Source organism: Cupriavidus sp. KB_39 (assembly GCF_052114485.1).
Lineage (GTDB): Bacteria > Pseudomonadota > Gammaproteobacteria > Burkholderiales > Burkholderiaceae > Cupriavidus.
The window spans coordinates 20,118-35,697 of the sequence record NZ_JBFREV010000022.1 but is presented as its reverse complement, the minus strand read 5'-3'; the positions used below and the strand labels follow the sequence as shown (position 1 = coordinate 35,697).

The following is a 15,580-nucleotide window of genomic DNA, read 5'->3' as shown; positions in this document are numbered from 1 at the left end:
GGGTTTACGCGAGCGCGCAACGACGGTGTCGGGTGAGAGTGCTTCGGGGGTCGGTCGGGGCTACGCGCCCTTCTTCGACTTTCCAGGCGAGGTCATCTTGCTGGCGAAGTACTTGAGCGCGGCCGTGGTGCCCTTGCGGTCGCCCGTCGTGATCAGGTCCAGCAGCAGGCCGCGAATCGTCGCCACTTCSACGCGTGCGAACAGCCGCGCYTCYTCCGCGCTGATGTGCATGGCTTGCTGCAATCGCTCGGCAATYACKGCGGTCCAGCTACCAATGACATCGTCAAGAAAGCCGCTGAAGCGTTCACGATCCCGGATRGCTCTTCCGTAGATTTCGAACAGCAACTGCATGATGGGCAGATAGCTCGACGCGGAGTAGCGCTCCCATGCCGCCACCAGGGTCGCTTCCGCATCCAGTCCATCCACGTGCAATTGCTCACGTGCCTGCTGCTCGGCATGCCGCACGCGGAACAGCAGTGCCTGCCAGAAGCCGTCAGCGGAGCCAAAGTAGTAGATGAGCATCCGGTGGCTGGTTCCCAGTGCATCCGCCACACTGCGCAACGACAGATCCCCAAGACCGTTCTCGAGAACATGCACGGTTGCCGCATCGAGCAATTGAATGGCCTGCTCGCTAGCGGAGCGGTCGGGCGGCGAGGCTTTGGTTTTTGGCATCCTTGGCTTCGGAGTCAGGAATAGGGCGCGGGGTGCAAAATGTACCATGCAGTACAAGACGGCAGCGCTCTCTTCATTCGTCGGCCTGGCCGCAGCGCCACGCTGATCGCTATCCAGCCTCGCCTTTCATCCCGATCTTCGTCACCAGCGCCCCGTAGCGTGAGGTTTCCGCTGCAACCAGCTCCGCGAACTGTGCAGTCGAGGCGCTCTTGCGAATCTCCCCGCCATTGGCCTTCATCGTGGCGTCCAGCTTGCCGCTGGCTTGCAAGGCGGCTACCGCCTCGAACAGCCGCCTGGCGATCGGGGCCGGCAGGCCCGCTGGCGCGAACAGTCCACTCCAGTTGTCGAGCACGAAGCCGGGCGGTAGCGATTCCGCCAGCGTCGGCACTTCCGGAAAATGTATGGAACGCGCCGCCGCGGACACSGCCAGCGCGCGCACCTGTCCCTGCCGGATCATCGGCGCGGCCGTGCTGAGCACAGGCATGCCGAACTGCGTCTGCCCGCTGATCATCGCGGTGAGGATTTCGTTGGCGCCCTTGTACGGGATGTGCACCGCTTCCGTGTGCGTGTCATGCAGCAGCGTTTCCACCGCCAGATGCGACACACCGCCTTTGCCGCCCGAACCATAGTTCAGCGCGCCGGGTCCCTTGCGCATCGCGTCGATCAGTTCGCGGGCCGACTTGTAGGGCGACGAAGCCGGCACGGCAAGCACCACGGGCCCGCCCGACAGCGCCGAGATCGCCGTGAAATCGCGCGACGGATCGTAGGGCGGTTCGCGATACAGGTGCACATTGATCACGTGCTGGTTGGCCAGCACGCCCAGCGTGTAGCCATCGGGAGCCGCCCGCTTCAAGGCGCGCGCGCCGATGATGCCGCCGGCCCCGCCGACGTTCTCCACCACCAGCGGTTGCCCCAGCACCGGCCCGAGTTCGGCCGAGATGGTTCGGGCGATGGAATCCGGCGCGGTGCCCGCGACAAACGGCACGACGAGCCGGATGGGCCGGCTGGGATACGGTGCGGCGGCCAGCGCCACGCGGCCAAACGTGCCGCCCAGCGCCGCGGCGCCGGCGGCGGCGCCTGCGCTGGCAAGCCATTGACGACGATTCATGGTTGTCTCCTGATAGGCGCGCGGTCTGGGCCGCGTCACCGGTCTGCGTTCAGGCAGCAGCGGGATCGAGGATCGCCTTGGCAATCGTGTTGCGCTGGATCTCGCTGGTGCCGGTGAAGATGCGGAACATGCGCAGCTTGCGCCAGGTCTGCTCCACGGGATGTCCGCGTGTCACGCCCACGTTACCGTGGATCTGCACGGCCTTGTCGGCCACTTCGAAACAGCGCTCGGACACGAACAGCTTGCAGGCGGCGGCCTTCATGCGCAGGTCGGCGCCAGCATCGGCCAGCATCGCCGTCTGCGCAATCATGCTCTCGCAGGCCCACAGCGCTGCCGCCATATCGGCCAGCATATGCTGGATGGCCTGGAAGCGCGCGATCGGACCGCCAAACTGCCGCCGTTGTCCCGCGTACTCGACCGATGCCTSGTACGCGCGCGTCGCCAGCCCGAGCATCGAGGGGCAATGCAGCAGTCGGTTCACGTTGATGCGCGACATGCCGAGCTTGAAGCCCCGCCCTTCCCCGCCGAAGATGTTGGCGCGCGGCACACGCACGTTCTCGAAACGGATATCCGCATCGATATGCTGGCCGGACATCGGCACGTAGGCCTGTTCGACGGTGACGCCGGGCAGGTCAAGGTCGACCAGCACTGCGGTRATCGCGGGCGGCGTGGTGCCTGCATCGGTCACGCACATCACGATGGCGAAGTCCGCGAACGGTGCCCCGCTGATGTAGTGCTTCTGGCCATTGACGACCAGATCGTCGCCATCTGCCACGGCGGTGGTCCGAATGCTCTGCGCGTCAGATCCGGAATGGGGTTCCGTCAGCGCGAAGCAAGTGGACTTCTCGCCCCGGATCACCGGGCGGAAGTAGCGCGCCACCTGGTCTGGCGTGGCGTACTTGAGCATATTGCCCACGCGGGGCGGGCCACCCAGATCGCCCAGCACGTGCGGTGCCAGTACCGCGCCGCTGGCGGCAAGGTCGGCCTTGAGCGCGCACTGCTCCTGGATGTTGAGTCCCTTTCCGCCAAGTTCTACCGGCAGGCAGGCGGCGTAGAGGCCCAGTTCGCTCGAACGGCGCCATACCTTGCGCAGCACCTCGCGCGGCCATGGGTCTTCAGTGCCCAGACCGAGCTCCTGTTCGAGCGGGCGCAGTTCATCGTCGATGAAGCGCGCCACGGCGGCCCGCGTATCGATCAGCACCGGATTGGTCAGATGGTCGAACATAAGCACTCCTCAGTTCACGCGGCGGCCGGCGCCGGCCCAGTACTGCTCGCGCACGAGCTTGCGGGCCAGCTTGCCGCTGGCGTTCTTGGGTAGTTCCGCCACGAAGTCCACCGAGCGCGGCGACTTGTAGTCCGCAATGCGCGCGCGGCAATGGCCGATCAGTTCGTTCGCGCTGGCCTGCCGGCCCGGCCACAACGCCACGACAGCCTTGACGCTTTCGCCCCAGGTATCGTCCGGCACGCTGATCACGCACGCCTCCATCACGTCGGGGTGCTGGTACAGCGTGGCCTCCACTTCGTTCGGATAGACGTTGAAGCCGCCCGAGATGATCATGTCCTTCTTGCGRTCGACGAGATAGATATAACCCTCCGCATCCACGCGGGCGAGATCGCCGGTATGGAGCCAGCCATCGACCAGCACCTCGCTGGTCAACGCCGGCTCGCCCCAATAGCCCTGGAACACGTCTGCGCCGCGAATCACCAGTTCGCCGATCTCTTCGCCGCTGACCTCCTCGCCGCGCTCGTTGACCACGCGGACTTCGGTCTCGCCCAGCGCGCGGCCGCAGGACGCCAGCCGCTCGGGGTATTCGTCGATGGCCAGTGCATGGTCGACCGTGGAAAGCCGCGTGACGCCGGACGTCGATTCGCTCGCGCCATAGCCCTGCGACAGCACCGGGCCGATGCGCTGCCACGCCTCGCGGATGCGCGCCGGCGCCATCGGTGCGGCGCCATAGGCCAGCGTCTTGAGGCTGCTCAGGTCGGCAGTGGCAAGCGTCGGCTCGGCCAGCAACATGTTGATCATCGCCGGCACCATGAAGACATGGGTCAACTGCAGGCGCGCGACCTCGGCCAGGAAATGCGCGGGCTCGAACTTCTCGAACAACACCAGCGTGGCGCCGAGGAACAGGTACGGCTGCATCAGCATGCCGGAGGCATGCGTGACTGGGCCGATCAGCGCGAGGCGGTCGCCGGGGCGCGCGGGCCGGTCCATGGTCAGGATCATCTTGCGCAGCGCCGCCAGCCGGTTGCCATAGCTCTGCATGGCCGCCTTGATCTTGCCCGTGGAGCCCGAGGAGAAATGCAGCACCGCCAGATCGTCGGGGTGCGGCGTGTAGTCGATCGCTGCCATGCCGCCACCGGCCACGAGCGACTCATAGTCACCATGGCCCGGTGCCMCGGTCTCGATGGCGAAGAAGTKCTCCACGCTGCCAAAGCCTTGGGTATCCCGCGAGTAGCCGGTATATCCGGGCCCCACGATCATCACGCGCGGCGTGCAGTTCTCCACCACGTCGGAAGCCTCGGCGGCGGTGAAGCGCGGGTTCAGCGCCGCCTTGACGAGCCCGGCCTTGTACAGCGCGCATTCAATCTCGACGATCTCGGGGCAGTTGCGTGACTGAATCGCCACGCGGTCGCCCTTGCGCAGGCCCAGCGCCAGCAGCGCGTTGGCCAGCCGGGTCGAACGGTCTTCAAGCTGGCGATAGGTCAGCACGCGGTCTCGGTACAGCACAGCGGGGTTATCGCCCCAGTAACGCGCCGCGCGCCTGAGGAAATAGGCGAAGGACATGGGTGTCTCCTTGATGGCTTGGTTTTTGTGCCCCCAGTCTGTAAGCTGCGGCCCATCACCACAATGAGGTAAGTGGCATGAAGCCATAACCATCAGGAATGCCATATGGAGACGCGGGATCTGGACTACGTGCTGGCAGTGGGCACGCACGGCGGAATCGGGCGGGCGGCAGACGCGCTGGGCATGACCCAGCCCGCGCTGACCAAGGCCATCCAGCGCGTGGAAGCGCAACTCGGCGTGTCGCTGTTCGAGCGCACGGCGCTCGGCATGCGGGTGACGCCGGCTGGAGCGGTGTTCCTGGAACGGGCGCGCCGCATCCGGCTGGAATACGAAGACGCGCTCAAGGAGATGCGCGGCATCCAGACGGGGGAACTGGGCTTGCTGCGGCTGGGCTATTCGCCGTCGATGCCAACCGGGCTGGTGCTCGGCGCGTGCCGCCAGTTGATCCGGGAGCGGCCGGTAGCCAGGCTGCGGCTGACAATGCGCGTAGCGCGCGAACTGATGGATCTGGTGGAGACCGGCGAACTGGACCTGGCCTTGGCTCCCCTGCCGCGCCAGCCCAACCCGGCGCTAGAGATGCGGGAACTGTTCACCGACCGCCTCGCCGTGGTCGCCGATGAGGCCCATCCGCTGCAGCAGCGGCGCAACCTCACGCTGGCCGATCTGGTCGGCCAGCAATGGATGCTGCCCAGCGCCCACGTATTGATTCGCCAACAACTCGAGGCCGCGTTTGCCGAGCTTGGCCTGCCACCGCCCATCCTGCGCGTGGAGACGGATTTCGGCAGCGCCACGCTGTTCGACCTCGTGCGCGGCACCGACATCCTGTGCATGGCCGCTGCCAACGGCAACAGCCGGATTGCCGGACTGCACCCGATCGCGCTGCGCGCCGATGCACTCGACCTGGGCCGCCGCGTCGGCGTGCTGTCGCGGGCGGGCGCCTACCTGTCCCCGCTCGCGAACCGGATGGTGGATCTGCTCGCCGCGAAGTCGGCGTGAGCGAATTCGCTGGCCAGTGGCAGCCGCTTCCGCCCCTATGCTTTGGCATAGGAGTCGATGGCTCTTCGAACAATGATGCGGATACAGACTGAGAATTGGCGTCCGACCTCCATCTGTCTAACATTCCGGCTATCAGTCGCACGTTTTGTTCGACATCCGGAGGAACCTCATGACCCCCMGCAATATATCCGCCCCCGTCGCCGCCACGCGTGCCGGGTTCGCCGTTCCGGCCTCTGCCATGGGCATTGTGCTCGGCATGGCCGGCCTATCGAACTGTTGGCGGGTCGCTCATACGCTATGGGGTGTCAGCGCGGAGATTTCTGACGCGCTCTTTGCGGTCACCACGCTCATCTGGGCCGTGCTCGTGCTCTTGTACGCCGCCAAGTGGGTGGGGCATCGTAGCGAAGCATTGGCGGAGGCACGACATCCCGTCGCCTGTTGCTTTATCGGCTTGATCCCGGTGGCCACGCTGCTGATTGCGGTCTGGCTACACGGTTACGTTCCAACGTTGGGGCGCGCYCTGATCGTSGTGGGCGTGGTTGCCCAACTGGCCTTCTCGACGTTCCGCAGCGGCGGCATGATGCGAGGGGGTCGCAAGCTCGGCGATACCACCGCGGTGATGTATCTACCCACCGTGGCGGGCAACTTTGTCTCCGCGATGGCCATGAGTTCGCTTGGCTGGATGGATCTCGCCAAGCTWTTCTTCGGCGCCGGCCTGTTCTCGTGGCTCGCGATCGAGTCGATCCTCACCTACCGACTGCATCTTGGCGACGAACTGGCCACTGCGGTGCGACCGACACTGGGTATCCAGTTGGCGCCACCGGTAGTTGGCGCGGTGGCATACCTTGCCGTCACAGGTGGCAGCCTGGACTGGCCCTTCTACGCAATGTTCGGTTATGGCGTCCTGCAGCTACTGTTCCTGGCGCGGCTCGCAACCTGGTTTTCGGCGGCGGGCGCGACACCGGGCTTCTGGGCGTTCAGCTTCGGGGTCACCGCGCTGGGGCTGTCCTGCATGCGCGCCGCGACCATCGCACCTGCTTCTCTATTCGCGAACSTCGCATTGCCCCTGTTCGTCTTCGTCAATCTCTTTGTCGGCGCGCTGTTCCTGATGACACTGCGCCTGTTGCTGCAAGGTCGTCTGTTCCGTCGCACCACTTAACCGGCAGTCACGAAAGCGCGCCCAGGACCGCAAACGCGGTTCTGGGCGTTGCGCCTGCCTTGCCTCGGCTAGCTACGCTCGAGGACTATCTTCCCGACGGTCTTGTTGCTCTCCAGCGCTGCATGSGCACGACGGAGGTTTTCGGCCGTGATATCGCCGTAGTGCTCGCCAACCGTGGTCTTCAGCACACCCTCATCGAGCAATGCCGCCACGCGCCCGAGCAGCTTGTGCTGCGCGATCATGTCGGCGGCCCGGTACATCGACCGCGTGAACATGAATTCCCAATGCAGCGAGATCGACTTGCGCTTRAGCGGCATCGCGTCCAGCGTTGCGGGATCGTCGATCAGCGCCAGTTGTCCCTGGGGCTTGAGCAGGTCGACGATCTGGGCGTAGTAGCTGTCCGTGTGCGTCAGGCTGATGACATGCTCGACCTGAGGCAGCCCCAACGCCGCCAGTTGCGGCTGCAGCGGCTGGCTGTGGTCGATCACATGGTGCGCGCCTCGCTCGCTCACCCACTTCCGGGTCGCGGGCCGGGAAGCCGTGCCAATGACCGTCACGCCGGTGAGCCTGCGCGCCAACTGGATCAGGATCGAGCCGACACCACCGCTCGCGCCGATCACCAGCAGGCTCTGTCCCTGGCCGCCACCCTCGGGGATGCGCAGCCGATCGAACAGCAGCTCCCACGCCGTAATGCTGGTCAGCGGCAGCGCCGCAGCCTCGGCGGGCGCGAGCGAAGTGGGCCGATGCCCCGCAATCCGTTCGTCGACAAGGCCATACTCGGCGTAGCTGCCCTGGCGCGTGATATCGCCGGCGTACCAGACCTTGTCGCCCACCTTGAAGAACTCCACCGCAGCGCCAACGGCCTCCACCGTGCCGACGGCGTCCCATCCCAACACGCGCGGCGCGCCCGGCTGCACACCGAGGCGTAGCTTGCTGTCCACCGGATTCACTGCAATCGCCTCGATCCGGACCCGCAGATCACGGGAATCCGGTTCCGGCCGCGGGAGGTCCACCTCGTACAAGGCACGCGGATCCTCGATGGGTAGCCCGGCCTTGTCGTAAACAATCGCTTTCATTCTGCTTGACTCCTCGATAGATAGAACAGGCTACGCGCCGCGCAGGAACTCGCGCACGTGCGCGACGTAGGTGGGGGCATACTGGAAGAGGGCCCCGTGACCGGCGTTCGGATAGACGATCAATGTCGCATCTGGCAGACCCTCCGCCAGCACAAAGCTGTTACGCGTAGGGATCATGGTGTCGTTGTCCCCATTGGTCACGAGCACGGGATGCGAAATCTTGCCGAGCTTGCCGGTGACGTCACCCTCCCAGTTCGCCCAGGCGATCATCGCGCCAAGTTGCGCCGGCGCAACCTCGGTGCTGGCCGGCAGGTCCGGCTCGCCGGTTCGCGATGCAAGGCGCTCCAGGAAAGCTTGCGCAGCGGCGGTGCCGGCGGGCGTCGCCGGGAAGAAGAGGCGCTTGAGTTTTTCCGGCATCGGCATCTCGCCATCCGTGTAGATCGCAACCAGTTCGGGACGATCCATGCCGGCACCCTCGCCGCCCTGCGGCGCACTGCCCGACAGGATCACACGCGCCACCAGTTCCGGTCTGGCGATCGCGATATCCTGCGCGAGAAAGCCGCCGAGCGAGTAGCCCAGGATGTGGCACTTGCGGAGTGCGATGGCGTCGGCGAACCGCAGGACATGCCGGGCCATGGCCTCGATGGTGGCCGGCACGGCACCGCCGGAGCGTCCCACCCCCGCGTTCTCGAAGAGGATGATCTCCCGGTCCGCGGACAGCGCGTCGATGATCGCCGGGTCCCAGTTGTCGAGCGTGCCAGTGAAATGCTGGAGGCAAAGCAGGGGGAAGCCGCCGTTTGCGTTGCCGAAGCGCCGATAGGCGTAGCGGACGCCCTCGGCTTCGGCATACTGCGTCGGGGCATTGGATGAGGTTACGGGTGTCATGCTSGTGTCCAGTGTTGTTCAGCCATCGTTGTCATGCCGCCGCGGAGCCGTCGTACGCGGGCATGACCAGCACCGCCCGGAACCGGACATCGGCACGCATCATGCGGTCGTAGGCTGCCTGCGCCTGCTCCAACGGGAAGGTCTCGATCATGGGCCGGATGCCCTGCAAGTTGGCAAAGGCCAGGGTCTGCTCGTTGTCGAAGACCGTTCCCGTGAGAGCGCCTACCACCGCACGCGCGCCGAACACGAGGTCCATTGCCGTCAGCGAGATGGGGTCGCCCGGGACGGCCACGACGACCAGCCGTCCGCGCGCCGCCAGGCCSGGAACGAGCGCCGACATGCCGGCGCCCGTAGGTGCCGTTCCCAACACCACCTTGGCCCCGCCGAGACTGCGCAGCACGGCCACAGCGTCYTCGCTTTCCGAGTCGATATAGCGATGGGCGCCCAGCTCGGCCGCCARTTCCGCCTTGTCGGCGCCACGCGCAATCGCCACGGTATGGAAGCCCATCTTGCGCGCGAACTGCACCGCGAGATGGCCGAGGCCGCCCAGTCCATGGACCGCCACCACGTCGCCGGCCCGCGCATTGGCGTTACGCAAGGCGTTGAAGGTGGTCAGGCCGGCGCACAGCAGCGGAGCCGCCTCGGCAGCGTCGAGTTCTTCCGGCACACGTACCAGCCCGCGCGCTTCGGCGAGCATCCGTTCGGCGTAGCCGCCATCCGTCGTCATGCCCGTAATGACCGGGCTCTCGCAGTTGACGATATCGCCCTGCCGGCATGACGGGCAGCTACGGTCTTCGCCGGCCAGGAAGCCTACGCCCACGCGCTGGCCGATGCGCCAACCATCGACACCATGGCCCAGTGCCTCGATCCGGCCCACGACCTCGTGGCCGGGCACCATGGGCCGCTCCGGGTCGGCGGGAGCGCGCCCCACCGTGGCGCTGTCCGAGTGGCAGACGCCGCACGCTTCCACGCGGATACGGACCTGTCCGTGTCCAGGCTCGGTCACCGGGCGATCGATCAGCGCCAGCTTGCCAGGCGCCACCACTACGGCGGCGCGATAGGTTTGCGTTGCAGTCATGGTTGCGCCCTCACTCGAAGCGGAAGTCCGACAGATCCACGCCCACGATCAGCGGCTCCGCCATCGCCAGGTTCTCGGGCGTGCGCGGGTAGATGCGCATGCGCGTCGGCATGCGAATGCCCTGCACCTCGACATAGTCGGAAAGGTAGCGGGCGGCGGCGTTACGGCCCTGGATGTCCACCTCGTAGTCATGACGGCGCAGCAGGCCGTCCGCGTCGAAGTAGTAGGTCTGCTCCGCGCTATGCGTGGCCACGGCATCGGGGAAGGTCACACGCAGACGCCGCCAGGAGAGGCCGTCCACCACCCACGGCTCGATCTCGGTGGCACGCACGCCGGGGTGGCGCAGCACGAATGGCGACGTCAGATACGTCCACATCGTGTAGCCAGCGAAGTACGCCAGTTGGGCATTCGACCAGGGGGTCTCAAGCTCGAAGCCGGCGAATGAGGCACGGGGGTTCGAGAGGGTCTCGACCGGCGTACCGTCCGGTTGCAGGATCTCCACGCGCGCCGGCGTGAAGACCGAGTGGTTCGTGGTCGGTGCGAAGGGTTCGTGCGACACCCGTTGTGCGTGAAGGTCGACGGTCACGCGTGAATCCGTCAAGACCCCTTCACGTTGCTTCAGCGTCCACAGGACACCCGTGTGGTGCAGGCGCGCCGACACGCGCTGGAAACCCTGGAAGCGTTCGAGGCCACCCGCGGCCTCGATGGCGAAACTGATCAAATCCGACATGCTTTACCTTTCTGAAGACGAAACGATCCACTTCGACGCTGACGCGCGAAGGTGGGGAAATGGTGCGACCGGCGCGCCGTGTGCCGGTCGGTATCCGCTAAGCGTGGGTATCGATGAAAGCGGCCACGTGCCGAGCAGCCGCAACAGGAAACTGGAGGTGGGGACCGTGCCCGGCGCGCGGGAACGTCACCAGGTGGAGGGTCGGCAACTGGTTGTTCAGCGCATACCAGTTCTCGACCGGGAACACGATGTCGTGATCGCCGCCCACATGCAGCACCGGAATGTGCGTGGACTTGAGCGCGTGAAGCACGGCTTCGACCGGGAAGGCGGGGTTCCGCGGCCCATCGCCAAGTTGGGCGCCGGCCCATTGCCATGGCACCTCGGGGCTGACGTCGGCTTTGCGCGCGGCGAGCCGCTCTGCGGATTGCCTGGCCGCCTCCCGGCTCTCCGGAGAGGCCGGCTCGAAGAACAGGCTGACGAAATCGTCGAAGTCGTTCTCGCGCTTGGCCAGCGTATAGAACAGCGCCTCGCCCGGTTTGGCCAGCTCGCCCGGCGGTGTCGTGGCGAGCAGCACGGCGTGGCTGACGAGCTGAGGCGCCAGTGTCATCACGAGTTGGGCAGCAATACCGCCGACCGACCAACCGCCGATGATGACCTTGCCGAGGTCTAGCGCGGCGATCAGGTCGATCGCATCACGGGCCAGCGACGCAGGCTGATAAGTCGGCTCACCGGTGGATTGCCCCATGCCACTGTAGTCGAACACGGTCACCTGGAAGCCCTGGCTGGCCAGGGAATCGAGGAAGAGAGGATCCCAGGCGTCCATGGTGCCCCGGAACCGCACGCAGAGCACGACCGGCTTTCCACGCCCGAAGGTGCGATAGGCGAGGCGCCGTCCCGGCACGTCGGCGAACCGGGTTTTCGCGGTGAGGCTTGCCGAGACTTCGGCCGTTGAAGCATTCATTGAGTCCAACCTTGCATGACCATCGATGCACTGTGAGGCACGGATGCCAGGCCTTCATGATTCCCGCTCCGCAGAAAATCTCAAACGACATTTATCGTGAGGTTTTCGGACATGCGGACCCTGAATGCCGTGCCGCGCCCTCCCAATCGCGGCGCTTTCGATGCGCGCCGCGCCAGCATCAAAACTAGCCGCAAAGCCAGACCGGATAAAGCGTGGACGCCTGAACAGTACATCCGTGCGGGCCGAACAATGGGTCTCCAATGCCGCGCTGACGCCAGTTTCCCGCACGTTTCCGGGGCATGACACGTTCACTTCGCACAGGGGGGATATGCGACAATCGCCGCGACCTTGAAGACAGAAACACAACGCTGTCATCGCGGTTGGTGCGTTTTTTAAACCCGTGAAGTGAAGCATGTCCATGGATGCCAAGACACAGGACGCGACGTCAGTCGTCTACATCGTCGACGACGAGGAATCGACCCGCTCGTCATTGACCAACCTCCTGCGTTCCGTGGGATTCACCGTCCGCAGCTTCGAAGGGACAGCGGCGTTCAAGGCATCGGCGAGCGCGAACGTACCGGGCTGCCTGCTACTCGATGTTCGCCTGCGTGGAGAGAGCGGATTGTTCTTTCAGCAGCAGGAGAAGGCGAACCACCGGATGCCGATCATCTTCATGACGGGATATGCCGACGTGAGCATCTGCATCAAGGCGATGAAGGCCGGAGCTGCGGACTTTCTTCTCAAGCCATTGGCAGAGCAGGATGTCATCGACGCCGTGACGGCCGCCCTGGCATTGGACAAGACCCTGCTCGATGCGGATCACGCGCGCAACAAGCTGGCGCAGCTCTATGACTCGCTGACCGCGCGCGAGCGCGAGGTGCTGGCCTACGTGGTAGGCGGCGCGCTGAACAAGCAGATCGCTGCCGGCATCGGCATCAGCGAAGTCACTGTCAAGGTGCATCGTGGCACTGCCATGCGGAAAATGAAATCGAACTCCGTCGCCGACATCGTGCGCAAGGCGCAGATGCTTGGCATCGAGCCGATGTGGCGCTGATCAGGGCCGCCGCGCCTGTCCTTGCACGCCCGGCAGCGTAAAGCAGAGCGTCGCGCCCTCGCCTCCCATCGACTCGGCCCAGATGCGGCCGCCGTGGGCCTCGATGATCGACTTCGAGATGGACAGGCCCAGGCCCATGCCTTCGGCCTTGGACGTCGCGAAGGGCTGGAACAGCCTCTGGAACGCTTCAGCGTCGATACCCGGCCCGGAATCGGCCACCTTGAACCGAATGCTGTCCTCGCCTTCCGGCTCCGCCTGCACGGCGAGACGGCGTACCGGCGCATTCGTTCTCGCTTCGATGGCGTGGATACCGTTCAGTAGCAGGTTGCCCAGGACTTGCTGCAGCTGCAGACGGTCCACGAACACTCGCAGGCCGGCATCCACGTCAGTTTCCACGACGATGCCCTTCGCCTCCGCTTCAGGCGTGATCAGGAAGATCGCCGACGCCACCACTTCGGCCGCCGACTGCAACCTGGCCTGCGGCGGCGTATGTGTCATGAAACCGCGCAGCTTGTGGCAGATCTCGGTGGCGTCGCGGGCCCAGCGCGCTGCGTCGCGCACGGATGACTTGGCTTCCTCCATCTCCGGCTGGTCGCGCTCCAGCCATCGGGCTGCGGCTTCGATCGACGTCCTGGTCGCGGACAGCGGCTGGCTGATCTCATGCGTGATCGACGCCGCCAATTGTCCGATCAGTGCAATGCGTCCGGCGCGTGCCATCTCGGCGCGCATCGACTGCAGGCGGCTGATGTTCTCCTGGTACTCGGAGATGTCGAACGCGAAGAACTGCAGCCGCGCATAGCGGGCAGGCTGGGCCGGCAACGAGCAGCGCCATACGATGGGGATCGTCCGTCCGGTCAGCGACGTCAGCGTGCGCTCGCCCTGACAGGCTGTCGCGCCATCGAACATCGCCTTGAGTACCTTCGAGTTGCTAAGCCGGCTGGCGGGAAGCAGGTCCCTGGCCTTCGCGAAGAAAGATGCCCGGGAGTCCGCATCGAACAACGCCAGCGCGGCGTCATTGGCGTCCACGAAAACGTGATGACGATCGCGCAATTCCTGGATGGCCATCGGATTGGCGTCCAGATAGGCCTCCAGATCCGTCACGCCCTCCGCCTTGCGCGCGTCAACCCATTGCCGGATCCCGGACCAGTCCTCGATCAGGATGGGAATCGGCGCGAAGCGAAAGGTCTCATCCCCAGGATGGCTACACGATGCCAGGCGTGGACAGGCGTCGGGGTCGATTGCGATCTGGGGCGTGGAAGCTTCGGGGCTGGGATGGATCATGGAAGACGGATATGGGCGGCAGGTCACGCGGGCGCCATGGCAATCATGCCGGACCGTGGATGTACCGGCATCTATACGAACGTATAGTCTGCCGCCCTGTGGGCCTTGAAGCTACGGCGCCACCAGCCCCGAGGCCGGAGGCTTCTTCGGGACAAACCCGATGTGCCATGGCGTACGTGCCGCGATACGTCCGTATAAGTGTCCCCGGCACCGCGATTGCGCTAATGTCCGGRCGAGAGACCCTTCGCCGCGTTGCGCTACCGATATGTCGTGTCAGTCCTGACGCCCGTGCCTGCCAAGATTGTCTGTGTCATCGATGATGAACCGTCCGTCCGGAGTTCCACCGGCGCGCTGATCCGCGCGCTGGGTTGGGGCGTCTCCTTTTTCTCGTGTGCCGAAAGCTTCATCGCCCATCCGAGCAGCACCGCCTACGACTGCCTGATCTGCGATATCGCGCTGGAAGGTATCTCCGGCCTCGAACTGCTGCGACGGTTCCGTCATGCGGGGCACGCAACACCGTGCATCTTCGTCACCGCCCATGGCACGCCTCGAAACCGTTCCGAGGCCATGCAGCTCGGTGCGGCATGCATGCTCGACAAGCCGGTGGATCCTGATGAGCTGGTCGACTGGATGTCACGCATCCTGGGTTCGATACCCTGACGCGACACGCGCCCGGCCCGTGCCGCCACGTTGCGCACGGTTATACGAACGTGTCGCCCACCATGCGCCAATCGCGACTATTGCGGGCGTGCTGCCGTCCCTACACTCGACGGCATCACCAATCGAGCTGATGCACAGGGGAAACCGGCCATGGAACGCATGCTGCAAGCGATGGAGGTATTTGCGCGGATCGTCGAGTGCGAGAATTTCACGCGTGCGTCGAGTCTTCTCGGCATACCGAAGGCCTCGGCGAGCTTGCTGATCCAGCAGCTCGAAGTCCATCTGCAAGTGAAGCTGCTGCACCGGACGACGCGCCAGGTTCGACCCACCCCGGCCGGCATGACCTTCTACGAACACTGCCTCAAGATACTCCTCGCCATCACCGACGTGAAATCCGTGATCGGGTCCAGCGCGGGCAAGGCGAGCGGCAAGCTGCGTGTGGAGCTGCCGGGCGATATCGCACGCCAGCTGATGCCGCACMTGACCCAATTCCGGCATGAGTATCCGGACGTCAGCCTGCAGATCTCGACACCGCGGCACGCCTCGAACCTGATCCGCGATGGCATGGACTGCGCGATCAGGCTGGGCGAACTCGAGGATTCCTACAGTTTCAGCCGCCGGATAGGGAGCTACCGCCTGATCACCGTGGCAAGCCGGCTCTATCTGTCGCGGCATGGATGTCCTGCCAAGGTAGAAGACCTGGCGGGGCATCGCACGGCTCACGCCGCACAGCACGGTGCCGGCCGCCCTTGGGAGTTCGCGTTCGAGCTTGGCGGCCGCCACACGCGGCATCCTGTGCCGGAGTCCATCGCCTTCGACGACATGGACCTGCTGTTGCACTACGGTCTCCAGCATGGTGGCGTCATTCAGGTCTGGGATGCGGTGGCACGACCCTATCTGGCCAGCGGCCGGCTCGAGGAAGTTCTCGCCGATTGCCGACCCGGCGTCCTCCCGATTCACGCCGTCCACTCGTGCCGAACGCGGGAATCCATGTCGCTGCGCGTGTTCGTCGACTGGCTGTCCGCCGCGCTCGAAGCCGAGCATTGAGCCGGCGGTCAGGATCGCCTGGCACCATTCCCAGTCTCCACGATGCCGCACGTACATTTCGCTTGACATCTATAATCCGGGTTTT

15 protein-coding genes are annotated in these 15,580 nt (G+C 65.2%); 5 read left to right on the top strand and 10 right to left on the bottom strand.

The features are described 5' to 3' along the window. Positions 1–60: 60 nt before the first annotated feature. The 4 genes from AB4Z27_RS17420 to AB4Z27_RS17405 all read right to left on the bottom strand — a co-directional run bounded on the left by AB4Z27_RS17420 (position 61) and on the right by AB4Z27_RS17405 (position 4,568). Positions 61–672: a TetR/AcrR family transcriptional regulator gene (locus tag AB4Z27_RS17420; RefSeq protein ID WP_092294060.1), complete on the bottom strand. Its 612-nt coding sequence runs from the start codon at positions 670–672 to the stop codon at positions 61–63. 109 nt (positions 673–781) lie between these two features. Beyond that, positions 782–1,780, bottom strand: coding sequence for a tripartite tricarboxylate transporter substrate-binding protein (locus tag AB4Z27_RS17415; protein ID WP_441644895.1), 999 nt, complete (start codon positions 1,778–1,780; stop codon positions 782–784). A gap of 49 nt (positions 1,781–1,829) precedes the next feature. Then, entirely contained in the window at positions 1,830–3,005 is a 1,176-nt protein-coding gene (locus tag AB4Z27_RS17410) for an acyl-CoA dehydrogenase family protein (protein WP_441644894.1), read from the bottom strand. 9 nt (positions 3,006–3,014) lie between these two features. Further along, positions 3,015–4,568 carry an AMP-binding protein gene (locus tag AB4Z27_RS17405; protein ID WP_441644893.1) on the bottom strand — a complete coding sequence of 518 codons (1,554 nt, stop codon included), beginning with the start codon at positions 4,566–4,568 and terminating at the stop codon, positions 3,015–3,017. 105 nt (positions 4,569–4,673) lie between these two features. Here AB4Z27_RS17405 and AB4Z27_RS17400 point away from each other — a divergent pair, with 105 nt between their 5' ends. Both AB4Z27_RS17400 and tehA read left to right on the top strand, forming a co-directional pair. Further along, complete coding sequence (locus tag AB4Z27_RS17400; RefSeq protein WP_092294068.1) at positions 4,674–5,564, top strand: LysR family transcriptional regulator; 891 nt, start codon at positions 4,674–4,676, stop codon at positions 5,562–5,564. Positions 5,565–5,733: 169 nt separating this feature from the next. Continuing rightward, entirely contained in the window at positions 5,734–6,723 is a 990-nt protein-coding gene (gene tehA / locus AB4Z27_RS17395) for a dicarboxylate transporter/tellurite-resistance protein TehA (protein ID WP_441644892.1), read from the top strand. A 68-nt stretch (positions 6,724–6,791) separates the two neighbouring features. On the opposite strand, the gene AB4Z27_RS17390 is transcribed toward tehA, so the two are convergent. The 5 genes from AB4Z27_RS17390 to AB4Z27_RS17370 form a co-directional block, all read right to left on the bottom strand. Further along, positions 6,792–7,799 carry a zinc-binding alcohol dehydrogenase family protein gene (locus AB4Z27_RS17390; RefSeq protein WP_092294072.1) on the bottom strand — a complete coding sequence of 336 codons (1,008 nt, stop codon included), beginning with the start codon at positions 7,797–7,799 and terminating at the stop codon, positions 6,792–6,794. A gap of 30 nt (positions 7,800–7,829) precedes the next feature. Then, on the bottom strand, positions 7,830–8,684 hold the full coding sequence (locus AB4Z27_RS17385; RefSeq protein ID WP_441591218.1) for an alpha/beta fold hydrolase: 855 nt from the start codon (positions 8,682–8,684) through the stop codon (positions 7,830–7,832). A gap of 31 nt (positions 8,685–8,715) precedes the next feature. After that, complete coding sequence (locus tag AB4Z27_RS17380) at positions 8,716–9,762, bottom strand: alcohol dehydrogenase catalytic domain-containing protein (RefSeq protein WP_092294076.1); 1,047 nt, start codon at positions 9,760–9,762, stop codon at positions 8,716–8,718. 10 nt (positions 9,763–9,772) lie between these two features. Further along, entirely contained in the window at positions 9,773–10,492 is a 720-nt protein-coding gene (locus tag AB4Z27_RS17375; protein ID WP_092294078.1) for a hypothetical protein, read from the bottom strand. A gap of 97 nt (positions 10,493–10,589) precedes the next feature. Then, positions 10,590–11,453 (bottom strand): alpha/beta fold hydrolase, encoded by an 864-nt coding sequence (locus AB4Z27_RS17370; protein WP_092294080.1) that lies wholly within the window; start codon positions 11,451–11,453, stop codon positions 10,590–10,592. A 412-nt stretch (positions 11,454–11,865) separates the two neighbouring features. On the opposite strand from AB4Z27_RS17370, the gene AB4Z27_RS17365 reads away from it, so the two are divergent. Next, positions 11,866–12,507 carry a response regulator transcription factor gene (locus AB4Z27_RS17365; RefSeq protein WP_092294082.1) on the top strand — a complete coding sequence of 214 codons (642 nt, stop codon included), beginning with the start codon at positions 11,866–11,868 and terminating at the stop codon, positions 12,505–12,507. Here AB4Z27_RS17365 and AB4Z27_RS17360 read toward each other — a convergent pair whose 3' ends face one another. Continuing rightward, a complete protein-coding gene (locus AB4Z27_RS17360) occupies positions 12,508–13,788 on the bottom strand; it encodes a sensor histidine kinase (RefSeq protein ID WP_092294084.1) in 1,281 nt (426 codons plus the stop codon). It abuts the gene before it with no gap. Positions 13,789–14,058: 270 nt separating this feature from the next. On the opposite strand from AB4Z27_RS17360, the gene AB4Z27_RS17355 reads away from it, so the two are divergent. Together AB4Z27_RS17355 and AB4Z27_RS17350 are read left to right on the top strand one after the other, a co-directional pair. After that, on the top strand, positions 14,059–14,448 hold the full coding sequence (locus AB4Z27_RS17355) for a response regulator transcription factor (protein ID WP_177219902.1): 390 nt from the start codon (positions 14,059–14,061) through the stop codon (positions 14,446–14,448). Positions 14,449–14,598: 150 nt separating this feature from the next. Then, positions 14,599–15,495 (top strand): LysR family transcriptional regulator, encoded by an 897-nt coding sequence (locus tag AB4Z27_RS17350; protein WP_441644891.1) that lies wholly within the window; start codon positions 14,599–14,601, stop codon positions 15,493–15,495. Positions 15,496–15,580: the final 85 nt, after the last annotated feature.